The following is a 22,936-nucleotide window of genomic DNA, read 5'->3' on the forward strand; positions in this document are numbered from 1 at the left end:
GCGCCATGCAGGTGCTCGCATCGGACAGCGGGGCCGGGACCTACCTCGACTGGGGCGTCGTCCACGTCTCCCTCACCAACGCCATCATCATCGGGCTGATGGTCGTCGTCTTCGTGGCGGCCATCGTCATCCCCTTCCCCAGACCGCGCCCGGAGCCCGACCGCGGGCCGGGAGTCGACCCGGGAGCCGACCCGGGGGTCGACCCCCTCGTCGAACCGGAGAGCCGGACCGAGGTCCGGCCATGAGCGACACCTGGACCGCGCGCCTGCGCACCCGCATCGAGCACACCGTGCCACCCGGACAGGCGCTGCCCGACCGGCAGCCGGCCTACGTGTCGTCGTGGATCTACGTCTTCGGCGTGCTGACCCTGGCCGCGCTGTTCGTCGTCGTCGCCACCGGCTGCCTCCTCGCCCTCGGCGGGGTCGACTGGTGGCACACCTCGTCCACGGGCCACTTCGTCAACAGCCTGCACCTGTGGTCGGTCGAGCTGCTCTTCTTCTTCATGGTCATCCATTTGTGGGGCAAGTTCTGGATGGCCGCCTGGCGCGGCGGTCGCGCGCTGACGTGGATCACCGGCGTCGTCGCCTTCCTCGTCTCGATCGGTACCGCGTTCACCGGCTACCTCGTGCAAGGCAACTTCGACAGCCAGTGGATCAGCACCCAGGCCAAGGACGGGCTCAACTCCGTGGGCGTCGGAGCCTTCTTCAACGTCCTCGACACCGGGCAGATGCTCCTGTTCCACGTGACGCTCCTGCCCCTCGCCGTGGGCGCCATCGCCGTCGTCCACGTCGTCCTCGTGCGTCGCCACGGCGTCGTGCCCCCGCTCGGGGAGGAGCTCGACGAGCCGTCCTCGGAGGAGGTGTCGGCGCCATGACCACAACCAGGACGCGTCCACCCGCCGGGGCCGCCCCCCGAGGCCGACGCCGCACGCCAGACGCACACTCGTTCCCGACGCGCCGCTATGACCTCGTCAAGGAGTTCGTCCTCGCGCTGGTCGGCGTCATCGTCCTGACGATCGCGCTCGCGATCGCGTTCGGGTCTCCCGACGAGCGCGCGATCAGCCTGCAGGACTGGGCTCGGAGCGCGCCGAACGACGTCGTCGCCACCGCCGCGTCCGAGCTGTCCGGCGACAGCACCACGGCGGGCTACGGGCCGCCGTACAACACGGCGTCCGACGGGCAGACGCTGCTCGGGCTGCCGCTGCAGAAGCTGGCGGGCGTCACCAACCCGGTCGACGCCGCACAGGACTTCGTCATCACGCCGCTCCAGTCGGTGACGGGCGACCCGACCCTCAGTCTCGCGCTCCGTCGCTGGCGCACGGCCGGCGACGAGCAGCGCGCGGCGTGGGCGAGCGCCTACGCCACCGCCCTCGGCGCCGCCCCCAACGGCGACCCGGCCCAGGTGGCGGCCGGGAACTACGGACCGGTGCCGACGCTCGCGACCGCCTATCAGAAGGTCGCCGCTGCCGGCGGGCTCGAGCAGATGGTGAGCAACGGCTCGTTCTACGGCAACGACCCGACGCGCCGGCTGCTGCTCCTCGCCGACGGCACCTACCTCGAGGACCAGGCTCGAGCGCGGAGCCTCGGCGGCGACCAGTGGGGGATGATGAACGAGACCGGCAACTACCCCGGCCAGCCCTGGCTGTGGCTCTACACCTTCTGGTACCAGGTGCCGCCGTTCAGCACCTCCGACAACGCCGACGCGCTCGTCTGGGGTCTGATGATGGTGCTCTCGCTCCTGCTCGTGCTCCTGCCGTTCCTGCCCGGGCTGCGCGACATCCCCCGGCTCGTGCCGATACACCGGATCATCTGGCGCGACTGGTACGGGCGCAGCCGTGGCGGCGATGCCTCGAAGTACTCGTCGGTCGACGGCCGCCGCTGACGCGTCGGTGAGGGGACGTCGACCGACGAGCGTTCATCAGCGAATGCGGCCAGCCCGCCACTGCGACGTCCAGATCTTCTGGAGCTGGACGCGCTGACCCGGCCGCGGCGAGTGCCAGATCCTGCCGTGGCCGGCGTAGATGCCGACGTGGTAGGCCCGGCCGTGGGACATGAAGAAGATGAGGTCGCCCGGTCGGACGCTCGACTTGGCGATGCGAATCGTCTTGAGCCGCTGAGCATTCGCGGTGCGTGGCAGCTGCACGTGCAACCGCTTCTTGTACACGTAGTACACGAGCCCGGAGCAGTCGAACGAGCGTGGCCCGGCTCCGCCCCACCGGTAGGGCTTGCCGCGCTGGGCAGCGGCGATCCGAACCGCTCGCAGACCGCGTGGGATGGCGATGGAGGCGGGGGTGACGTAGGCGACCGAGACGGTCCGGACCGAGGCGGGGGACGGTGCCGCGGCCCTCGGGCCCACCACTCTCGTGGCCACCTGGGGGGCCGGGGGGGAGGCCGCCGTCGAGGCCGGTGGCGCCGCGCCGGTCCCGACGAGCAGGGCACCGGCGAGCAGGGGCGTGAGGGCGAGCGAGGACAGGGAGATGCGACGTGCAGGGGTGGTGGTGGACATGGGGGATCCCTTCCACGCCTACGAGGTGAGCTGTCGGGTTCGGACGGAAGATGCCCGGCCGCTGCTGCGGCTTCACCCCGAGGGCCGGCTGTGCGGCCCGGATGTGGGTCCCCCGTTCCTGTCCGCGGTCTTGCCCGACTGCCCCACCGGCGGACAGGATTCGGCGCCCGGCGGGCCGCCCGGGGAAGACCCCGGGCGATGAACTCCAGTCGACGGTGACAGACACTCGGAGCCGGGAAAATGGCCGGTCCCCACCTTGGTCAACAGTTGCCAGCCCAAAGCGGTGCGAAGTCGACAGAACGACAGCCCGATTCGTCGCCTTTACGACGAGTCGGCGTCCGTGTGGGAAAACGTCGCCGGCGGAAAACCAGGTGGACTCCAGCAGCGGTTCGACGCACCATGGACGACGCCCCGCACGCGGATGCGGGGCGTCGTGTCGTCGTGAGCGGGAAGGCCCGCGGAGAGGTGGGTGGCCGCCATGGCCTGCTCAGCGGACCGGTTCCACCGCTGAACCTCTCTCCCCACCCGGCCGGCCGGGTCATCCGGCCGTGCCCGCGCATGCACGATGAAGGAACCACCGTGAAACCACTGTCCGAGAACGAGATCCGCACATCGCTCGTCAACTGCTCGCGCCGCGAGGCGAAGCAGGCTCCGTTGCCGAACCGTTTCGAGTCGTTGACCAGCGACCACTGGGACGCGCTCGACTACCTGGGCTGGACCGACCGCAGCAACCCGCAGCGGGCCTACGTCGTCGTCCCCGTCGACGACGAGCCGATCGGCTTCATGCTCCGCGCGAGCGAGAAGAAGGGCGGCCGCAGCGCCATGTGCGCGTGGTGCGAGGACGTCTTCGCCACGGGTGACGTGTCGCTGTTCGTCGCCCGCCGCGCCGGCGCCGCAGGACGGGACGGCAACAGCCTCGGCACGCTCGTGCACGCCGACTTCAGCTGCTCGGCCCACGTGCGCCGCCTTCCGAACGCGCTCGAGGGCGGGCTCGACCCGCAGGCCCTCGTCGACCGACGCGTCGAGGAGCTGCGGACGCGGTCCGCGGCGTTCGCGCGACGCGTCCGGCACGGCTGACCACCACGACCCGTCGTCCCCCGGCGCGTCAGGGCGCGTCACGGCGCGTCAGGGCGCGGCGGGTTGGACGGTCGAGGCAGCGTCCGCTACGGTGGGCGACGCCTCGCAGGTGTAGTTCAGTAGCAGAACATCCTTCTTCCAGAAGGAAGACGCACGTGCAATTCGTGCCGCCTGCTCCAGTAGACGAAGGGCCCGGTCTCGCGACCGGGCCCTTCGTGCGTCCCCGGCTTCCGGGGCGGTCGGGTCGGGTCAGCCCACGGGAACCGGGTCGGGCCGCGGCGTCGCCTCGGGCCCGGTCGCGTCGGGCTCGCCCGCGGCGTCGCCCTCCTCGCGGATCCCGAACCGGGCGTAGACGCGCGCCAGCGGGCCGGGCAGCCACCAGTTCGCGGCGCCGAGGAGGCGCATCGTCGCCGGCACGACGACCATGCGCACGAGCAGCGCGTCGAGGACGATGGCGACGATCATCGCGACGCCGATGAGCTTGATGAAGCTGATCGACGACGCGGAGAAGAAGCCGATCACGACGAGGATGAGCAGGGCTGCGGACGTGATAATCCGGCCGGTGCGCTGCATGCCCGTGGCGACGGCGGCACGGTTGTCTCCGGTCCGGTCGTACTGCTCGCGGATCCGCGACAGGAGGAAGACCTCGTAGTCCATCGACAGCCCGAAGACGAGCGTCATGACGAGGATCGGCTGGGTGGCCTCGACGAACCCCGTGGACTCGAAGCCGAGCCACGAGGACAGATGGCCCTCCTGGAAGACCCACGTGACGACACCGAGGGTCGCCGCGAGCGTCGCGAGGTTGAGCAGGATCGCCTTGAGCGGCATGAGCAGCGAGCCGAAGGCGAGGAAGAGCAGCAGGAACGTCGCGCCGGCGACGACGAGGCCCATGAGCGGCAGCGTGGCCCCGATGGAGTCGAGCCGGTCGATGAGCTGCGCGGTCGGGCCGGTGACGAGGGCCTGCCGGACGCCGTCGGTGTGCAGCCCGCGGACCCCGGCCACGACGTCCTTGGCCTGCTGGTCCAGCGACTCACCCCGATAGGTGACCGACACTGCGGCGAGGTCGCCGTCGGCGCCGACGACCTGCGCTCCGGTGACGCCGTCGAGGCGGCGCAGGTCGGCCAGGTACCGGCCGAGGACGGCCTGCCCCTGGGCGGACGCGACGGGCGCGTCGAGCGTCGCCGCGACCACCACCGGGTCGGTCGTCGTGACGCCGAAGTCCCGCGCGAGAACCTGGCTCACCTGGCGCGTCTCGGCGTCGGCGGGCAGCACGCGCTCGTCGACGCCGCCGAAACGCACCCCGAGGAAGGGCGCCGCCAGCACTGCCAGGACCGCGAGGCCCGACGCGAGGAAGACGACCGGCCGCCGCATGACGAGCTCGGCGAGGCGCGACCAGAACCCGGTGCCGCGCTCGACCCGGTGCGACCGTCGCAGCGACCACCGGTCGACGCGGCTGCCGAGCATCGCGAGCACGGCAGGCAGGACGACCACGGCGGCCACCGCGGCGACGATCACCGCCGCGATCCCGCCGATCCCCATGGAGCGCAGGAAGGTCTGCGGGAACAGCAGCAGGCCGGACAGCGCCACGGCCACGGTGGCGGCCGACACCGTGACGGTCCGACCGGCGGTGGATACGGTGCGACGCGTCGCGGCGAACCGGTCGTGGCCGGCGGCGAGCTCCTCCCGGAAGCGCCCGACCATGAGCAGGCCGTAGTCGATGGCGAGTCCGAGGCCGAGGATCGTCACGAGGTTGATCGCGAAGATGCTGACGTCGGTGAACGAGGTGACGGCCCGGATCGCGGCGAAGGCGCCGACGATCGACAGGCCGCCGACGAGCAACGGCAGCGAGGCGGCCACGACGCTGCCGAAGATGACGACGAGCAGCACGAGCAGGATCGGCATCGACAGCGACTCGGCCCGACCGATGTCGGCGGCGACGCGGTCGGAGATGTCGACGTTGGCGCCGGCCGGGCCGCCGAGCCGGACGCCGTAGCCGGCGTCGGTGAGTCGGGAGCGCAGGGCGTCGACGGCCGCGGCGTCCTCCGTGAGGACCTGCGGGTCGCGCAGCGTGACGGCCGCATAGGTCGTGCGGCCGCCGGGCGCGACGAACGCGTCGCTCCGGGTGCTCCAGTACGTGTGGGTGGACACCACGTCGGCGGCGGGCAGCGCGGCCAGCGCGGACTCGACGGTGGCGCGATAGGCCGGGTCGGCGACGGTGCGCTGCCGGCTGTCGACGAGGACCACGAGGTCGGGCGAGGTGCGGGCGACGCGGGACTCGAGCAGGGTCGCAGCGCGGCCGCTCTCGCTGTTCGGGTCGTCGAAGCCGCCGTTGGTCAGGGAGCCGAAGACACCGAGGCCGAACGCGCCGGCGGCGACGGCGACGAGCACGGCGAGAGCGGCGACGACACGTCGGCCGTCGGTGACGACGCGACCCAAGGCTTGGAACATGGTTATCTCCGATGACTCTTGCTCGTGTTGGTGAACGACGTTAACTAGCGCGATCAACTATAGTTCTCCTGTGCCGGACGCCGTCAAGACCGAATCCACCCGCCGCGAGCGGCTCTTCGCCGCGACCCAGGCCGAGCTGAGCCACGCCGCACGCGAGCTGCTCGTCGAGGGCGGCGTCGAGGCGGTCACCGTCCGCGCCGTCGCCGAGCGGGTCGGCATGACGGCCCCGGCGATCTACCGCTACTTCGACTCGCGCGAGACCCTCCTCGGACGCGTCTGCGTCGACCTCTACGGCGAGCTCGGCGCCCACCTCTACGCCGCCCGCGACGAGCGGACGGGTGCGAGCGCCGCCGAGCGGCTGTCCCACACGGCCCGTGCGTTCCGACACTGGGCCCTGTCGCACGTCCCCGAGTTCTCGCTCCTGTTCGGGGCCCCGATCCCCGGCGTCGTCGTCGACCCCGACGACAAGCACGGCTCGGCCGACGGCGGCCAGGGCTTCGCCCTCGTGTGGCTCGAGGTCTTCGCCGAGATCGACCGCGAGGGACACGGGATGCGGTGGAACCGCCCGATTCCCCAGCGAGTCCGCGCCCAGCTCAACGAGTTCGTCAAGGGTGTGGGGCTGCCGATCGACATCAACGCGGCGATGCTCTACGTGTACTGCTGGCAGAGCCTCTACGGGGCCGTGGCCACCGAGGTGTTCGGCCACCTCCGGTGGGCGCTCGACGACGCCGAGGAGCTCTTCGAGGGCCGCCTGGCCGAGCTGCTCGTCATGCTCGGCCTCGCCGACCGCGACGAGGCCGGCGCCCCCTAGCGCGGCGCCGGCCCACGGCGCCGGCCGTCTCGCCCGACGTGTCGACCATCCCCCTTGCGCTGATTACCGGCGGGTAGCATCATGGATGTGACCGGCCAGTAACTTGGTCCGCCCGCTGCCGTGCGCGTGGCGACCGAGCGACCGTCCACAGACAGCTCCAGCGACCGACCGACGGTCCCAGCGACAGAACGGTGGAGGACCCCATGGGCCACTACAAGAGCAACGTGCGCGACCTCGAGTTCAACCTCTTCGAGGTCTTCGGCCGGGGCGACATCCTCGGCCAGGGCATCTACGGCGACCTCGACGTCGACGCCGCCAAGGACATCCTCCGCGAGGTGTCCCGCCTCGCCGAGCACGAGCTGGCCGACAGCCTCCTCGACTCCGACCGCAACCCGCCGGTCTACGACCCGGCCACCAAGAGCGTCACCATGCCGGACTCCTTCCGCAAGAGCTTCCGCGCGTACGTCGACGGCGACTGGGGCAACCTCGACGTGCCGGCCGAGCTCGGCGGCATGGTCGTGCCGGCGTCGCTGCGCTGGTCGGTGGCCGAGATGGTCTGCGGCGCCAACCCGGCCATCCACATGTACACGGCCAGCTACTCCTTCGCGAACCTGCTCTGGCACCTCGGCACCGACGACCAGAAGAAGATGGCCAAGCACATCGTCGAGCAGGCCTGGCACACGACGATGGTCCTCACCGAGCCGGACGCCGGCTCCGACGTCGGCGCCGGCCGTACCAAGGCGATCCAGCAGCCCGACGGCACGTGGCACATCGAGGGCGTCAAGCGCTTCATCACGAGCGCCGAGAGCGACCTCGTCGACAACGTCGTGCACTTCGTCCTGGCCCGCCCCGAGGGCGCCGGCCCGGGCACCAAGGGCCTGTCGCTCTTCATCGTCCCGAAGTTCCACGTCGACCTCGAGACCGGCGAGCTCGGTGAGCGCAACGGGGCCCACGTCACCAACGTCGAGCACAAGATGGGCCTCAAGGTCAGCACCACCTGCGAGGTGACCTTCGGCGAGAACGAGCCGGCGGTCGGCACCCTGCTCGGCGACGTCCACGACGGCATCGCCCAGATGTTCAAGGTCATCGAGAACGCCCGGATGTTCGTCGGCACCAAGGCGATCGCCACGTTGTCGACCGGCTACCTCAACGCGCTCGAGTACGCCAAGGAGCGCGTCCAGGGCGCCGACCTGACGCAGATGACCGACAAGTCGGCGCCGCGCGTCACCATCACGCACCACCCCGACGTGCGCCGCTCGCTCATGCTCCAGAAGGCCTACGCCGAGGGCCTGCGCGCGCTCGTCCTCTACACGGCCAGCCAGCAGGACACGGTCAACCAGGCCCAGGCGGGCAACCCGGCCGCAGCGGTCGAGAAGGGCTCGGAGGCCGACCTCGCCAACCGTGTCAGCGACCTGCTCCTGCCGATCGTCAAGGGCCTCGGCTCCGAGCGCGCCTGGGTGCTGCTCGGCACGGAGTCGCTGCAGACGCTGGGCGGCTCGGGCTTCCTGCAGGACTACCCGATCGAGCAGTACGTCCGCGACGCCAAGATCGACACCCTCTACGAGGGCACGACGGCGATCCAGGGCCTCGACTTCTTCTTCCGCAAGATCGTCCGCGACAAGGGCCAGGCCCTGCAGCACGTCGCCGGCCAGGTCCAGGAGTTCGCCAAGGACCTCGGCGGCTCGCTCGACACCGAGCGCGAGCTGCTCGGCCGCGCCCTCGAGGACGTCCAGGGCATCCTCGGCCACATGATCGACACGCTCATGAAGAGCGACCCGCGCATGGGCGGCGAGGTGTCCAACCTCTACAAGGTCGGCCAGAACACGAGCCGCCTGCTGCTCTCGGCCGGAGACCTCGTCGTCGGCTGGCTGCTGCTGCGCCAGGCCGAGGTCGCGCAGAAGGCCCTCGACGCCGGCGCCACCGGCAAGGACGCCGACTTCTACACGGGCAAGGTCGCCGCTGCGTCGTTCTACGCCAAGAACGTCCTGCCGAAGATCTCCGCCGAGCGGGCCATCGCCGAGGCCACCGACAACGACCTCATGGACGTCCCCGAGTCCGCCTTCTGACCCTCGCCGAGGAGCGCTCCGCCGCTCCTCCCGATCGAAAGAGCAGTTCGTCCGACACGGACGAACTGCTCTTTCGATTCTCACCAGGACGAACTGCTCTTTCGATTATCACGGGGGGCGGCGGGCGTCGTCGAGGCGTGGCGCTCGGCGTACGCGCGGGCCTTGGCCCGGTTGCCGCAGACGGCCATGATGCACCAGCGACGCCGGCCGGTCGGGTTGAGGAATACCCACCCGCAGGCGTCGCCCGGGCACGCCGACACGGCCACGGGCGCGTCGGAGGTGAGCAGGTCGGCGGCGCTCAGCGCTGCCGCGTAGAGCGGTTCGTGCAGCCCCGCGTCGCGGCTGAACACCCAGCGCGTGGCGCCCCCGGTCCGCTCGAGCGCCTGGGACTGGCGCGCTTCTGCCGCAAGGCTGCCCACGCGCCCGAGCGCTGCGGGACCGGCCCCGCCGAGGACGAGGTCGTGCACGTCGGTGCGCAGCCGGTGCACCTCGCGAAGGATGGCGCGCGCCCGGCTCGGGTGCGCGGCGGCGGCCCGCCGCAGGCGCGCCGTGGCCACCTCGTCGACGAGCCCGGCCTCACGGGCCCACACGGCGAGGTCGTCGTACGACGTGAGGTACTCGCCGCGACGGGCCGTCGGCAGGTCCCAGCCCGCGCTGGTGTTGCACAGCTCGAGCGCCGGGTGGCCGGCGACCTGCGTCGGCATCTCCCGGTCGTCCACGACGTACTTGAACACGACGGCAGTGTGACGCGTCGGAGCCCGGCGCGCCAACCGGTCTCACGGGACCGACTGGTTAATGGCGAATTTCCGGTCAGCGGCCCAACCGTCGACGGGCTCGGGGTGGGCGCCAGTCGGGCTCGGCGGCGACGAGGCGGGCCGCCGCCTCGTGGTCGACCGACAGGAACCGGGTGTCGAGCACGCGCCGACCGCCACGGTCCTCGAAGCCCAGGATCCCGAGCGCCGGGTGCACGAGGTCGGTCACGACACTCCCGGCCCCGTGCCACGAGGCGGAGTGGGCGGCGAGCCGGCAGAGGTCGAGCACCACCGAGCCAGGCGTGCCCGACATGGTGACGCACTGCTCGAGCAGGGCTGTGTCCGCGTCGAGACGCGCGACGACGGCCTGGCCCACGCAGGGTGACCCGCTCGCGTCGTTGACGTGGGCCACGTGCCACGAGAGCAGCGTGCCGTCCCGACGTCGCGAGGTGGCCGCCGACGGGTCGAGCCCGTCCCGCCGGACGTACCGGACCGCATTCCAGCCGACGTCCGCACCTGGCTCGACCGTCTGGATGTAGAAGCGTCGGTCGCTCGGCACGTCGGGCGACGTCAGCTCGATGAGATCGTCGCGCTGGTGCCGACGGGCCCGCGCCACCACACCGGTGCCCAGCTCCTCCTCGAGCTCCACCATCGCCTGGCCTGCCCAGTCCTCCGCGGTCTCGAACGGCGCGTAGGCGCTGTCGAGGTGCAAGGCGTAGCCGAGGTCGTACGGATAGGACCTCCATCGGAAGCGCACGAGCACGTCGTCGGCTCGGGCCAGCACGTCGACGACCGTGGCGTCGGCGTCGCCGACGCCCCTGAGACCCGAGCCGGCCGGCAGAAGCCCGCGCATCGCCGCCGCCAGCACGCTCATCGGAAGGTCGGGTCCGTCCATGGGCGTCACTGTGCCAGCACGGTTCTCCGGCCGCCCCCGGTTTGTCGGCTCGTCAGAAGGTGTGGCCCCTCCGCCAGGCCATCTCCTGCAGCTCGAAGGTGTTGCCGTCCGGGTCGGAGAAGCTCGCGCCCCTGACGCCGCCTCCGAAGTCGTGCACCTCGCCGACCTCGACGCCTCGCCGGACCAGCTCGGCGCGGGCCGCGTCGACGTCCTCCACCACGAGGTGCAGGCCGCGCACGCTGCCGGGCTCGGCCCGGTACACGTCGAGGCCGGTGCCGAACCCGATCGAGCACGCCGAGCCCTCCGGCGTCACCTGGACGACCCGGACGCCGTGGGCGGGCTGGACGTCGACGTCCTTGGTGAAGCCCAGCGCGTCGACGTAGAAGGCGATGGCGCGGTCGACGTCGGACACCGGCACAGGGACCAGCTCGAGCTTCAGTCGCATCAGGGTCGTCCTCCGGTCGCGCGGTGGTTGTTCCGGCGATCGTGCCACGGGAGACGGCTGCGCGCACCACCCGCAGGCCTCGTGGCGGCGAGGAGTGCTGTGCCGCAGAGCAGCACGGCGAACGCGATGGCCGGAGTGACATCGCCGACGAGGAAGAGGACGGGCCGGTTGCCGAGGACGTCGACGCCGACGATCGACACCATGAGGATGCCGAAGAATATGACGAGTGCAGCCACCGCGGCGAGGGGGTCGGGCCACCGACGGATCTCCACATCGGCCGCATCCGCCGCGTCGGTCTCGCCCGCCGACCGGGGTCCTCCGTCGAAGCGCACGAAGGCGGCGACGAGCACGGCCGTGACGGCAGCCAGCCCGACGAACAGCGCCGGACGCGTCAACCACCACGACGCCGACGCGACCGCCGGCTGAATGATGCCGACGGCGCGGAGCGCGAGCAACGTCACCATCAGGGCGGTGAGGTGCCACAGGAAGGCGGTCATGGTGAAGGGGCTGGCGACGACGACGCCCTTCCACACGCGGGGCCGGGCGAGCGCACGGGCAGCGAAGGACCGGAGCGCAGCCGCGAGGCCGCAGATGCCGATGCCCTGCGCCAGGAGCGCGACGGTCGGCGGCGCCATGTTGGACACAGCCTCCCCGGGCAGGCCGACCATCGACACCGGGTAGGGCCCGAACCGCACGAGGAGCCCCATCGCCGCATAGCCACCGACGGCCATCATCGCTCCGACACGCGGCGTGAGCTGCCCGTCGCGCCAGAGGAACCCGAGCTGATGCAGGGCCAACCACACGAGCACGAAGTCCAGGTTGCCGACGATGCCCGGCCCACCACCGAACCGCACGGCGTCGACGACGCAGGCGGCCGCGACAAGGGCGAGGACCACCCACACCCCGAACCGCAGGTGCAGCCGCCGCATCAGGGGCGCGAACGCACAGGCCCCGAGGTAGATGCCGACGAACCACAGCAGCTGCGGCACGAGGACGAGAGCGTCGCGGGCGAGGCGGGCCCTGTCGGAGGAGCCGGACGTCACGCCCGACAGGTGGGCCACGACCCCGGCAGCGACCCAGACGACGAGGAAGGCGGCCGTCGGACGCAGCAGGCGCATCGCCCGGGACCGCACGAAGGCGGCGTACCGGCCCCGCGGCGTCGGCCACCGCCGGTCGAGCGACTCCAAGGCGTGCGCATGGGCGACGCCGCCGACGAGGAAGAACAGGGGCATGACCTGGAGCACCCAGGTGATCGGCTGGAGCGCCGGCACCGCGACGAGCGCGTTTGAGATGTGGCCGTCGGCCGTGATGTCGACCATCAGCCAGTGCCCGAGCATGACGACGACGAGCGAGCCGGCGCGCAACGTGTCGGCCCAGCGGTCGCGGCCCGACGGCGTCGCCGCGTCGATCTCGGTGGCGGTAGGACGCGGCGGTCGCGAGCCGCTGTCGCGCCGGCGCGGGGCGCGCGGGGGCCTCGGCGAGGTCGTCGTCACCTCTTCATGACAGCACGACCGGCGACCTGAGGGGATGGGTTCTGGTGCTCAGGTCGCCGGTCGCGTGCCGTGCCGGACGCGGGAGGGAGGTCCGGCTTCGTGGACGTGACGTCCGGGGGGGCGGCGCCGACGTCCGTGGGTGGTCTTGTCCGGGTCAGCCGTGGCTCAGTAGGCGTCGTCGCGGTGCTCGACCCGGCGCTCGACGACGTCACCGTCGCGATGCTCGACGACGTCCGGGCCACCGCGACGCTCCTGCACGACGGTGTGCTGGGTGCGGGTGCGCTGGGCATTCATGATGAGCCCGAGGATGATCGCAAGCGCTCCCGCGATCATCAGGATGATCCCGATCGTGTTGCCCGTGCCGCTGCTGAGGTTGAGGACGCTCGAGTCGAGGTTGGTGAAGTAGAAGATCGCACCGACCACGAGAAGGAAGATCCCGAGTCCGATACCCATGTGCTCTCCTTGTTCGGGGCGTGCCCTCCTGACGCGCCTCTCGCCTCCCCATACCCAGCGGGGCAGGGGCCCGGACGCCGGTGCACGTCAGGACGCGTCGGAAGGTGTCAGTAGGTGTCGGTCCGCCGACGAGCGCGGCCGATGTGCCCGGACACCCCCGCGACCAGGAGCAGCACGACGCTGACCCCGAGGGCCACTGCCAGCTCGACGTAGAGGCCCCGGGCCGCGACGCCGTAGGCCGCGTCGGCGACGGTGCGCGCCACGGGCGACCCGACGCGGTCGACGACGGGTCCGCGGGCCATCATGAGCGCGAGGATGCCGAGCACCGACACGACACCCCAGCCCACGGCGAGCCAACCGAGCGCCCGCGCGCGCCGCACCGCGACGAGGACGGCGAGCAGGCCGAGCGCCGCGACAGCGGCCGGCCCCCACGTGCCCCACGCGGAGGTCGCGCGGTAGACGCGCTGGACCGTCGACATCTGCGACGCGTCGACGAGCGGGACGCGCACGGTCGGCTTGAGCGCCGCGGCGATGTTCGGGACGCCGGCCTGCTGCAACGCCTCGGTGACGCCGGGCAGCGGTACCTGCAGGACGAGCGAGACGCGGCCGTCGGAGCCGACCGCGGTGTTGCCCCTCCCCTGCATGGCGGCCACGAACTGCTCGTGGGCGCTGCGCACCGACGCCGTCCACGCGCGTTCGACGGCCTGGCTCGCGACGATCTTGGTGGCCTCGGCGCGGATGACCGGATCCAGGGCGTTCTCCGCGGCAGGGCGCAGGTCGATGGCGCTGAGGACGCCGTTCGTCACCGTGTCGGCGAGGGCCTCCTGCACCTTCGGCTGGGTCACGACCGGGCCGAGCTCCTGGGCGAAGGCGTCGGTGTCGGTCAGCGTCGTCGAGGCCCAGAAGGCGACGAGGCCGACGGGCAGCAGGACGACGGCGAGCAGCCCGAGCAGGGTGGCGAGCAGCGACCGGAAGAAGCCACCGGAGGAGGATGTGGGCACGGAACCGCCTTGTGTCATAGGGCAACTCGCCGGTCGCCGCGTCGAACGTGTGTCGTGACCGCGCCGGGGCGTCGGCCAGCGGTCGACCCCGTCGGCCGCGCCTGTTCGGCCGGTCACGCCCCCCGGAGGTCCAGCTGCAGTCTTGCAGGTGCGTCGGGGTCGAGCACGACCGGAAGGCCCCAGTCCTGCTGGAAGAGGTGGCAGGCGGCGTGCTCGGGCACCTCGCCGGTGATCGGGTCGCCGTCGCATGCGGCGGCCTGGACCGATACGTGCAGGGTGCCCGATCCGATGCCGTCGCGGAGCACGAGGGTGCGGGTCAGCCCCTGGGCGCGGCCGGCGCCCTCGACGAGGAGTGCCTCGGGCGTCGCCGACACGTCGAGACGCGTGGGGTCGCCCCAGCGGTGGTCGAGCTTCTGCCCTGCGGGAGGCACGAAGGTCACCTCGAGGCGCACCTCGCCGGCGGGCAGGGCCGTCGGCGGTCGCTGGGTGCGGTGGGCCGGGCCATCGACGCGCTGGGCCTCGGCCGGCAATGCGACGCGGACGAGTCGGTGCGCGGCCGACTCGACGACGACGAGGCGTGTCTCACCCGTCTCGGAGTCGGTCTCGACGACGGCGTCGCTCGGCTCGGCGAGGCCCTGCGCGAGGGTGGACACCTGGCCCGTCGCCGGGTCGAAGCGTCGGAGCGCGCCGTTGTACGTGTCGCTGACGGCGACCGAGCCGTCGGGCAGCACGGTGACCCCGAGCGGGTGCTGCAGCAGGGCGTCGGCGGCGTCGCCGTCGCGGTGCCCGAAGTCGAACAGCCCGGTGCCGACGTGCGTGTCGACGGTGAGCGAGCCGTCGACCGCTCGGGTCACGGATCGCAGCGCGGAGGTCTCGGAGTCGGCGACCCAGACGCGGGCGCCGTCGCCGGAGGTGGCCAGACCGGACGGCTGGGCGAACCACGCCTCACTCGCAGGTCCGTCGACGAGGCCCTCGTTCGACGTGCCGCCGACGACCTCGACGGCGCCGCCGTCGACGGTGTCGCCCGGCGTCCACGCCCACAGCTGGTGCGTGCCCGCCATCGCGATGACGACGCGTCCGTCGAGCCACGCGAGGTCCCACGGCGTCGACAGGGCCTGCTCGAGGGCGGGGCCACCGCCGCTGCGCTCACGCAGCTGCGAACCGGTGCCGGCGAGCGTCGTGACCGAACCGTCGGAAACGCGGATCCCCTTGAGCGCGTGGCCGACCGAGTCGGCAACGAGGATGTCGACACCGAGCCGTTCGGCCACCTCCGGGGTGGCGAGCAGGACGCCCTGCGGCTCGGCGAAGACGCCCGGGCCGCCCCAGCGGGCGCGCTCGGTCTCGAGGTCGGCCTCGACGTGGACGACGGCATGGTTCGCGGTGTCGGACACGACGAACGACCCGTCGGACAGCGCGACCGCCTTGCCGGGGAAGCGCAACGCCGTGTCGGGTGCCGGCGGGGCGACGTAGGGGTCGTCGGCGGGCTGGAGCGTGCCCTTCGCGCGGTGCTCCTCGACGAGCTCGCCGACGAGGGCGACGAGGCCGGGGCCGTGCCCCTCCCCCGACATCGAGGCGACGACGAACCCCTCGGGGTCGACGACGACGAGCGTCGGCCAGGCGCGGGCCGTGTAGGCGTTCCACGTCGTCAGCTCGGGGTCGTCGAGGACCGGGTGGTGCACGGCGTACCGCTCGACGGCCGCGGCGAGGGCGTCCGGGTCGGCCTCGTGCTCGAACTTCGGCGAGTGCACGCCGACGATCGTCAGGGCGTCGGGGTAGCGCTCCTCGACGGGACGCAGCTCGTCGAGGACGTGCAGGCAGTTGACGCAGCAGAAGGTCCAGAAGTCCAGGACGACGACGCGGCCACGTAGGTCTGCCAGCGACAGGCTGCGGCCGCCGGTGTTGAGCCAGCCGCGGCCGACGAGCTCGGGCGCGCGAACCTTGACGCGGGCCCGAGGGGCGGCTGGAGTGGTGGGGGCACTGGGGGCACTGCTCACCCCAGCGACAATACGTCCGCCGCCCGACGCATTCCCGAGCGGGCTGTGGGGCGGTCAGAGGCGGCGGTCAGAGGCGGCGGTCAGAGGCGGCGGTCGGCCAGGACCGGGAAGTCCTCGCGCCACTGCCGCACGGCGTCGACGTCGACCTCGACGCTGAGCACCTGCTCGCCCTCGCCGGCCTCGGCGAGGACGCGTCCGGTGGCGTCGACGGCCTGCGAGTGGCCGCCCATCTCGTGGCGGGCGTGCGTGCCCGCCGTGTTGCACTGCAGCACGACGCACTGGTCCTCGATGGCGCGGGCCCGCCCGAGCAGCGTCCAGTGCTCGACGCGTCGCTTCGGCCAGGCGGCCGGCACGACGAGGGCGAGCGCACCGGCGTCGACCAGGTGGCGGTACAGCTCGGGAAAGCGCAGGTCGTAGCACGTGGACAGGCCCACCGGCACCGCGCCGCCGCCCGCGACGGGCACGGCCACGACGACGACCTCCTCGCCGGCGTCCATGAGGCGGGGCTCGCCGTCGCCGAAGCCGAAGCGGTGGATCTTGCGGTAGGTCGCGACGAGCTCGCCCTGCGGCGAGAAGACGAGACTCGTGTTCCAGACGCCGTGGTCGCCCTCGGTCGCGGGCTCGCCGCGCTCGACGATCGACCCGCCGTGCAGCGTCACCCCGGCGTCGCGGGCGGCCTCGGCGAGGGCCGTGGCGACCGGGCCGTCGACCGCCTCGGCACGCTCGTCCCAGCGGCGGTAGTCGAACCCGCCGGCCGGCCACAGCTCGGGCAGCACGACGAGGTCGTGGCCCTCCTGCTCACGGACGAGACGCGTGACGCGGGCGGTGCGGTCGGCTACGGACTCGTCGTCGCCGTAGGCGAGCTGGATGAGGGCGACCTTCATGGGTCAACTCTCACACGGACCTCCCCCGGATCTCACACGGCGCGGGCGGCCGACTCCCTCTCGGCCCGGCGGGTCCCGGCGAGGCCGGATCGACGGCGCGCGAGCTCCTCGCGCATCTCCGGGTCGTCCTGCACGAGCCAGACGAGGCCGCAGTCCTGCGGACCGGTCGCACCGGGGACGCACAGGGTGCACGGCTCGCCGATGCGGATCGGACACTGCGGCACCGGGGCTCGGCTCATCTCACCCTTCCTCCCATAACTACTACCCAGTGTAGTGGATGCGGGGAGGTGCTCAGCGCGGCGTGTTCTCGTCGCGGCGCGAGAGCGCGGCGAGACGCTCGTTGTACGCGACCAGCTCGGCGTCGCCGTCGCGGTCGGCGCGGCGGTCCCGACGCGTCGACTCCGCCCTGTCGGAGCGGAACCACTGGGCCGCCACGACCAGGGCGAGCACGAGGCTCGGCAGCTCGCCGATGGCCCACGCGACACCGCCGCCGAAGCGCTGGTCCGCGAGCGGGTCGGGCACCCACGGCAGCGCGATCGAGGTGAAGAAGTCGCCGGCGAGCAGCGTCGTGCCGGTGATCATGGCGACGCCGAAGAACGCGTGCGCCGCGATCGTCGCGAACAGCACGATGAGCCGGAACGCCGGGCTCCAGCGTTTCGGGCCCGGGTCGACGCCGATGAGGACCCACGCGAAGAGGTAGCCGGCCAGGACGAAGTGGGCCGTCATGAGCAGGTGGCCGGTGTGGGTGGTCAGGGCGAGCTCGAACAGGCCGGTCCAGTAGAAGACGACGAGGCTGAAGAAGAAGAACGCCGCGGCGAAGACCGGGTTGCCGACGACCTTGAGCACCGGCGAGTGGACGAGCCCGAGGACGAGCTCGCGGGGACCGAGCGTGCCGTCGCGGCGCGGCCGGAGCGTCCGCAGGGCGAGCGTCACCGGCGCCCCGAGCACGAGGAAGATCGGCACGACCATCGCCTCGATCATGTGCAGCGTCATGTGCCACGAGAACGCGACCCGACCGTAGATGCCGAGGACCCCGTTGGTGGCGTAGGCGAACAGGGCCCAGCCGACCACCCACGACACGGCACGCAGCACCGGCCAGGCGTCGCCGCGGCGGCGCAACCGGACGACTCCGGCGACATACAGGCCCACGGCCAGCAGGGCGGTGGCGAGGAAGAGCCACTCGACGCGCCAGGCGGTGACCCAGGAGAGCGCGGTGGGCGCCGGCGGCGGCGGGTAGCCGGTCAGCGCCATCGTCAGGCTCGGGTTCGGCTCGGTCTCGGGCACCGGCGGCTGACTGCGGGCCAGCGCCGTGGCGACGCCGAACGCGAGGCCCATGACGAGCGTCTCCCCCACCGCGAGGCGCACGAAGAGCCGGCCGCGCGGCATCCCGGCCGACGCGTCGGCACCCCGCGACGCGACGTCGGCGTCGAGGCGGTCGAGGGTGACGCGTCGGTGCCAGGCGCCGGCGAGGCCGAGGACCACGAACGCGAGGGTCTTGACGACGAGGAGCACGCCGTAGGGCGTCGTGAGGTCGGCGAGCGAGCCCAGCCGGACCGAGGCGTTCATGACGCCGGAGACCCCGAGGGCCACGAAGCACCACAGGGCGACGCTCGAGTAGCGCCGTGCCACGACGCCGACGGCGTCGCCGAGCGAGCGCCACAGGACGAGGAGAGCGAGCAGGCCACCCACCCACAGGGCGGCGCTGAGCAGGTGCGTGGCGATGGAGTTGACGGCCGTCTCGTGGTCGGCCGACCCGCCCGCGTGGCCGGCGAGGCCGAGGACGAGCACACCGACGGTCGCGACGACGAGCAGCCCCAGCGCGGCGGCCCGCGACCGGGCGACGGCCGCCACGGACGCGACGACGAAGGCGCACCCGGCGCTGATGACGCCGACGCGCAGCGTCTCGATCGTCCACAGCTCGGGCAGCAGGCCTCCGAAGGCGGGGTCGGACAGCGGCATCCCCGCCGCGTCGGCGAGCCCGAGCACGGCGCCCGTGATCCCCGCCGCCGCCCAGACGAAGGCGGCCGGCACGACGACGCGCAGCGCCGCGGCCCGGCGCGGCTCGTCCGGCGCGGCGCTGGCCTTCCGGGTGCGGCCGGGCACCATCGTCGCGGCGAGCAGGAGGCACCCGACGGTCAGCGCGGCGGACACGTCGTGGACGACGCGGACGAGAGGGAGCGCCCAGCGCACGCCCGGGCCGGCGTCGACGAGGCCACCCGGCAGGGGGGCCGCGGCGCCGGTCGAGCGGGCCGCGAGGACGGACGCGACGAGGCCGACGACGACGGTCGCGGCGACGGCCCACGCCGGGCGCGAGAGCCGGTCCACCGGGGCGGTCGACGAGCGCTCTCGTACAGGGGTGGGCATGTTCCAAGGGTAAGTAGTGTGGACACATGCCCATGCACCCGGCCGCTCCCGTCGACCGCGATGGCCTCCTCGATGCTTTCGACCAGACCGTCCTGTCGATCATCGACCTCGGGTACGCCTGCCGAGACGAGGACTTCGACCGCGACACCGAGTGCCCGGGCTGGACCGTCAAGGACCAGTTCTCGCACGTCGTCGGAGCGGAGAAGTCCTTTGCGGGAGTGCGACGCTCGCGCATCGAGGTGCCCGACTACCCACACATCCGCAACGACATGGGCCGCCTCACCGAGCAGGACGTCGAGAGCCGCCGTGCCGTATCGGGCCGCGAGGTCGTCGCCGAGCTCGCCGAGTTCCACCCCGAGCGCATGGCGGGGCTGCGGTCCGCGGACACCGACCTCGACACGGTCATCGGCGGCTTCTTCGGTCCCGAGGCCACGTTCGGCCTCCAGCTGCGGCGTCGGATCATCGACCTCTGGTGCCACGAGCAGGACATCCGGGGCGCCCTCGACCGCCCCGGCGACCTCGACTCCCCCTCGGCGGCCGTCTTCACCCAGGAGATCCTCGACGCCCTCCCCCGGGTCGCGGCGCGGGTGGCCGGCGTCGAGCCCGGGCACGCGGTCGTCCTCGACGTGACCGGCCCGGTCCAGGCGCGGGGCGGGGTCCGGGTGTGCACGGGCGAGGACGGGCGCCCGTTCGGCGAGGCGCTGTTCAGCGGCCAGGACCGCCCCGACGGCGACGAGCAGCTCGACGTCACGACGATCCAGCTGACGACCGACGCCCTGACCCGTCGCGCGGCCGGCCGCCGCGAGGTCGACGACCTCCACTTCACGGTGCACGGCGACGACGTCATCGCCCGACGCGTCCTCGGGGCGCTCGTCCTGACGCACTGAGCGTCGGGGAACGCCCAACCCTGGACGGCCCCACCCCGGATGCCGTCCAACCTTGGACAGGCGTGCGACACCCGGACGTGGACGGCGCCGGAAGTGACGCAGAACCTGCGCAAACTCTCGACAATCCTTGGACGCGCCACCGCGGGTGGCGTCACCGTCGAATCCCACTGACATGCGGTCGAATTCGCCTGTTTTGAGCACGAACGGGCACATCCCGACTCCGCCCGGAACGACCGAAGCAGCCCAGACCCGGCCTTGCCAAACCTTGGACAAGGGTTTAACGTCGAGGCAGTCGGTCAAGCCAGCGCCGCATCAGGACATCCCATGGAGGATTGCCATGACCGACGCCAAGGTTGGTCCGCGCAAGGACGCACGCACGCGAGAGCTGATCACGACCTTCCGCACCTCGGACTCCGCGTCCGAACGGAACGACGCTCTCGAGGCTGTCACAAGACTGCACATGCCGCTCGCACGGTCGCTCGCCCACCGCTACTCGGGCAAGGGCCTGGACCGAGAGGACCTCGAGCAGGTGGCCTTCCTGGCCCTGCTCAAGGCAGTCCAGCGCTTCGACCTCGACAAGCCCACCGAGTTCGGCGCCTACGCGACGCCGACGATCACCGGCGAGCTGCGCCGGTACTTCCGCGACTTCGGCTGGCTCGTCCGGCCGCCGCGCGAGCTGCAGGAACGCCGCCAGCTCGTCACCGACACCCGCTCGCGTCTCGAGCAGGTCCTCGGTCACGACCCGGACGTCGACGAGCTCGCCCGGGAGCTCGCCATCCCCGTCGAGTCGGTCAAGGAGGCGCAGGTCGCCGCGTCGAACCTGCGCCCGGCCTCGCTCGACGTCACGACGAACGAGGGCGGCCGGCCCGTCCTCGACCTCATCGACGCCCGTGGCGACACCGGCGCCGACCCGGCGCTCGACGACTCCATCGTCGTGCGCTCCGCCATCGAACGGCTGCCAGCCCGCGACCAGGAGATCATCGAGCGCCGCTTCGTCGACGACATGACCCAGGCCGAGATCGCCGAGTCGATGGGCCTGTCGGCCATGCAGGTCAGCCGCCTGCTGCGGCGGATCCTCGAGTCCCTGCGTCGCCAGCTCGACGCCGAGGGCGTCGCGAGCGCCTGAGGGCACCCGGGCACGGAGTTCGTGCCCCGACACCTCGGCTGTCCCGCGGCTTCCCGCGCACGGGGGCGGGCCCTAGCCCCACCCCCGTCCACCACGGTCGACGCGTCCGGTTCGTGCGGACGCGTCGACCGATGTGTGTCCGGACCGACGCTCAGGCCTGCGGCGTCGCCGGGAACTGCGACTCCTGGCCCTGGATGACCTGCGTCGCGACGTGCGCGAGCTTCATGTTGAGCTCCTGCGACGTTCGGCGCAGCAGCGCGAACGCGTCGTCGCCGTTGATGTGGTGCGCGGCCATGAGCAGTCCGACGGCCTTGCCGATCTCGCGGTTGCTCTGCAGGCCCTGGCGCAGCGTCGCGGCCTCCTCGCGCGCCCGGATCGCCATGAGGGCGACGGTCGCGAAGGAGGCGATGACGGCCCCGACGTCGGCCGAGGCGCCGGTCAGGCCGCCCGGGGTGTCGGAGAAGAGGTTGAGCGCGCCGACCTTGTCACCCTCGAGCAGCAGCCGGTAGCCGACCGCGGAGCGCACCGGGGTCTCGGCGACGATGCGCTCGGTGAAGCGCGGCCACGGCGTCACGGCGTCGGTGAGGTCGGGGTCGTGCTGGTAGGCCTCGTCGAGGATGGCGTCGACGCACGGACCCTCGCCGACCTCGAGCTCGATCTGGTCGATGCGCCGGGCGATGTCGTCGGTGGAGGCCGCCGTGAGGTACCGGTCGTGGGAGCGCATGAGCAGGGAGGCCCGGTCGCAGCCGTCGATGAGACGCACCGCGGCGTCGACGAGGGCGTGGTGGATCGACCCCGCGTCGGCGCCCGAGTAGATGAGCGCGGACAGCTGGCGGAACGCCTCCTGCACGGACTCGTCCTGCCTCGTCGCCTCGGCGATGGCAGGGTCCGGCTCGGGCAGGTCGGTGACGGACGCGTCCGGGGTCGGTAGGTCGACGGGGACGTCGGCGGGGACGTCGGCTGCCATGGCTCTCCCTGAGGGGTTTGGACTTTCGCCGCGGCATGCTCCCTTCCGAACACTGAGGCGGCGCAGACATTTTGACACCTCCCCCGAGGCGTGTGCGCACAGACAACCACACGGCGCGCCCGTCGGGACCTCGGAGCGGCCTGCAGTGGCTGCGCCCGAGAGACAGTGGTTTGACACCGGCACCACTGCGGCGAATACTTGCTTGGTGCAAACAAGCAAATGGGGGCGGTCGCGGTGACCGTCGACAAGGACGAGGCGAACCACGTCTTCGTCGCGCTGCTGCGGGTCCAGAAGCTGCTCCTCGCGGCCCGCAACGCCGCGCCACGCGTCCACGAGGCCGTCGACACCACCGCCTACCCCGTCCTCTTCGTCGTAGCCGGGTCCGCAGAGCCCGTGCGGATCTCCGACCTCGCCACGACGCTGCACAACGACGTGTCGACCGTGAGCCGCCAGGTCAGCACGCTCGTCGCCGGCGGTCTGCTCGTCAAGACGGCCGACCCGCACGACGGGCGTGCCCTGGTCGTGTCCCTCACCGACGAGGGGCACGCCGTGCTCGACCACATCCAGTCCACCCGGTCGACGTGGTTCCAGGGGCTCCTCGAGTCCTGGGACGGCGCCCGGGCGGACTCGTTCGTCACCGACCTGCACGAGCTCGCCGACGCGCTCGACGCCAACCTGCGCGCGCGGGGCGCCTCCCTGCCGCCGATGCCCTACGCCGCCGCCCCCAGGGCGGCCGGTGCCACCGACCAGATGTCCAGGAAGGACTGA

General features: G+C 72.2%; 22 protein-coding genes, 1 tRNA gene and 1 riboswitch. Of the genes, 10 read left to right on the top strand and 13 right to left on the bottom strand.

Going from position 1 to position 22,936, the window contains the following annotated elements:
• Positions 1–5 precede the first annotated feature (5 nt).
• From AC3A5R_RS16010 to AC3A5R_RS16020, 3 genes are read left to right on the top strand one after another with little or no spacing between them, the layout of a single operon-like run.
• A complete protein-coding gene (locus AC3A5R_RS16010; RefSeq protein WP_487621752.1) occupies positions 6–245 on the top strand; it encodes a hypothetical protein in 240 nt (79 codons plus the stop codon).
• Complete coding sequence (locus AC3A5R_RS16015; RefSeq protein WP_487621753.1) at positions 242–874, top strand: cytochrome b N-terminal domain-containing protein; 633 nt, start codon at positions 242–244, stop codon at positions 872–874. Before AC3A5R_RS16010 ends, AC3A5R_RS16015 begins: the two co-directional genes overlap by 4 nt.
• Positions 871–1,881 carry a hypothetical protein gene (locus AC3A5R_RS16020; protein ID WP_487621754.1) on the top strand — a complete coding sequence of 337 codons (1,011 nt, stop codon included), beginning with the start codon at positions 871–873 and terminating at the stop codon, positions 1,879–1,881. The genes AC3A5R_RS16015 and AC3A5R_RS16020 overlap by 4 nt, the downstream gene beginning before the upstream one ends.
• Positions 1,882–1,917: 36 nt before the next feature.
• On the opposite strand, the gene AC3A5R_RS16025 is transcribed toward AC3A5R_RS16020, so the two are convergent.
• Positions 1,918–2,505, bottom strand: coding sequence for a C40 family peptidase (locus AC3A5R_RS16025; protein WP_487621755.1), 588 nt, complete (start codon positions 2,503–2,505; stop codon positions 1,918–1,920).
• Between the two features lie 3 nt (positions 2,506–2,508).
• Positions 2,509–2,645, bottom strand: a riboswitch (cyclic di-AMP (ydaO/yuaA leader).
• Positions 2,646–3,084: 439 nt separating this feature from the next.
• On the opposite strand from AC3A5R_RS16025, the gene AC3A5R_RS16030 reads away from it, so the two are divergent.
• Entirely contained in the window at positions 3,085–3,582 is a 498-nt protein-coding gene (locus AC3A5R_RS16030; RefSeq protein ID WP_487621756.1) for an FBP domain-containing protein, read from the top strand.
• A 105-nt stretch (positions 3,583–3,687) separates the two neighbouring features.
• Positions 3,688–3,761, top strand: a tRNA-Gly gene (locus tag AC3A5R_RS16035).
• Between the two features lie 70 nt (positions 3,762–3,831).
• Here the strand turns inward: AC3A5R_RS16035 and AC3A5R_RS16040 are convergent.
• Positions 3,832–6,030: an MMPL family transporter gene (locus AC3A5R_RS16040; protein ID WP_487621757.1), complete on the bottom strand. Its 2,199-nt coding sequence runs from the start codon at positions 6,028–6,030 to the stop codon at positions 3,832–3,834.
• A 70-nt stretch (positions 6,031–6,100) separates the two neighbouring features.
• On the opposite strand from AC3A5R_RS16040, the gene AC3A5R_RS16045 reads away from it, so the two are divergent.
• Both AC3A5R_RS16045 and AC3A5R_RS16050 read left to right on the top strand, forming a co-directional pair.
• Positions 6,101–6,841: a TetR/AcrR family transcriptional regulator gene (locus AC3A5R_RS16045; RefSeq protein ID WP_487621758.1), complete on the top strand. Its 741-nt coding sequence runs from the start codon at positions 6,101–6,103 to the stop codon at positions 6,839–6,841.
• A 203-nt stretch (positions 6,842–7,044) separates the two neighbouring features.
• A complete protein-coding gene (locus tag AC3A5R_RS16050) occupies positions 7,045–8,907 on the top strand; it encodes an acyl-CoA dehydrogenase (protein WP_487621759.1) in 1,863 nt (620 codons plus the stop codon).
• A gap of 80 nt (positions 8,908–8,987) precedes the next feature.
• On the opposite strand, the gene AC3A5R_RS16055 is transcribed toward AC3A5R_RS16050, so the two are convergent.
• The 10 genes from AC3A5R_RS16055 to AC3A5R_RS16100 form a co-directional block, all read right to left on the bottom strand.
• Positions 8,988–9,641, bottom strand: a complete 654-nt coding sequence (locus tag AC3A5R_RS16055; protein WP_487621760.1) for a CGNR zinc finger domain-containing protein — start codon at positions 9,639–9,641, stop codon at positions 8,988–8,990.
• Positions 9,642–9,717: 76 nt separating this feature from the next.
• Entirely contained in the window at positions 9,718–10,554 is an 837-nt protein-coding gene (locus AC3A5R_RS16060) for a hypothetical protein (RefSeq protein ID WP_487621761.1), read from the bottom strand.
• 52 nt (positions 10,555–10,606) lie between these two features.
• Positions 10,607–10,999, bottom strand: a complete 393-nt coding sequence (locus AC3A5R_RS16065; protein ID WP_487621762.1) for a VOC family protein — start codon at positions 10,997–10,999, stop codon at positions 10,607–10,609.
• Positions 10,999–12,492: an acyltransferase family protein gene (locus AC3A5R_RS16070; RefSeq protein ID WP_487621763.1), complete on the bottom strand. Its 1,494-nt coding sequence runs from the start codon at positions 12,490–12,492 to the stop codon at positions 10,999–11,001. Before AC3A5R_RS16070 ends, AC3A5R_RS16065 begins: the two co-directional genes overlap by 1 nt.
• Positions 12,493–12,657: 165 nt before the next feature.
• Positions 12,658–12,945, bottom strand: a complete 288-nt coding sequence (locus tag AC3A5R_RS16075) for a DUF6458 family protein (protein ID WP_487621764.1) — start codon at positions 12,943–12,945, stop codon at positions 12,658–12,660.
• A 107-nt stretch (positions 12,946–13,052) separates the two neighbouring features.
• Positions 13,053–13,946 carry a hypothetical protein gene (locus AC3A5R_RS16080; RefSeq protein ID WP_487621765.1) on the bottom strand — a complete coding sequence of 298 codons (894 nt, stop codon included), beginning with the start codon at positions 13,944–13,946 and terminating at the stop codon, positions 13,053–13,055.
• Positions 13,947–14,059: 113 nt separating this feature from the next.
• Entirely contained in the window at positions 14,060–15,940 is a 1,881-nt protein-coding gene (locus AC3A5R_RS16085; protein WP_487621766.1) for an NHL domain-containing thioredoxin family protein, read from the bottom strand.
• 80 nt (positions 15,941–16,020) lie between these two features.
• Positions 16,021–16,824, bottom strand: coding sequence for a nitrilase-related carbon-nitrogen hydrolase (locus tag AC3A5R_RS16090; protein WP_487621767.1), 804 nt, complete (start codon positions 16,822–16,824; stop codon positions 16,021–16,023).
• A gap of 32 nt (positions 16,825–16,856) precedes the next feature.
• Positions 16,857–17,063, bottom strand: coding sequence for a DUF6767 domain-containing protein (locus AC3A5R_RS16095; RefSeq protein ID WP_487621768.1), 207 nt, complete (start codon positions 17,061–17,063; stop codon positions 16,857–16,859).
• A 52-nt stretch (positions 17,064–17,115) separates the two neighbouring features.
• Positions 17,116–19,188 carry a bifunctional copper resistance protein CopD/cytochrome c oxidase assembly protein gene (locus AC3A5R_RS16100; protein WP_487621769.1) on the bottom strand — a complete coding sequence of 691 codons (2,073 nt, stop codon included), beginning with the start codon at positions 19,186–19,188 and terminating at the stop codon, positions 17,116–17,118.
• 26 nt (positions 19,189–19,214) lie between these two features.
• Between AC3A5R_RS16100 and AC3A5R_RS16105 the strand changes: the two genes are divergently transcribed.
• Positions 19,215–20,075: a maleylpyruvate isomerase family mycothiol-dependent enzyme gene (locus AC3A5R_RS16105; RefSeq protein WP_487621770.1), complete on the top strand. Its 861-nt coding sequence runs from the start codon at positions 19,215–19,217 to the stop codon at positions 20,073–20,075.
• 337 nt (positions 20,076–20,412) lie between these two features.
• Complete coding sequence (locus AC3A5R_RS16110) at positions 20,413–21,201, top strand: sigma-70 family RNA polymerase sigma factor (RefSeq protein ID WP_487621771.1); 789 nt, start codon at positions 20,413–20,415, stop codon at positions 21,199–21,201.
• A gap of 151 nt (positions 21,202–21,352) precedes the next feature.
• On the opposite strand, the gene AC3A5R_RS16115 is transcribed toward AC3A5R_RS16110, so the two are convergent.
• Positions 21,353–22,168, bottom strand: coding sequence for a GAF and ANTAR domain-containing protein (locus AC3A5R_RS16115; RefSeq protein WP_487621772.1), 816 nt, complete (start codon positions 22,166–22,168; stop codon positions 21,353–21,355).
• A 234-nt stretch (positions 22,169–22,402) separates the two neighbouring features.
• Between AC3A5R_RS16115 and AC3A5R_RS16120 the strand changes: the two genes are divergently transcribed.
• Entirely contained in the window at positions 22,403–22,936 is a 534-nt protein-coding gene (locus AC3A5R_RS16120; protein ID WP_487621773.1) for a MarR family winged helix-turn-helix transcriptional regulator, read from the top strand.

It is taken from the genome of Intrasporangium sp. Soil_C_50 (assembly GCF_057656595.1).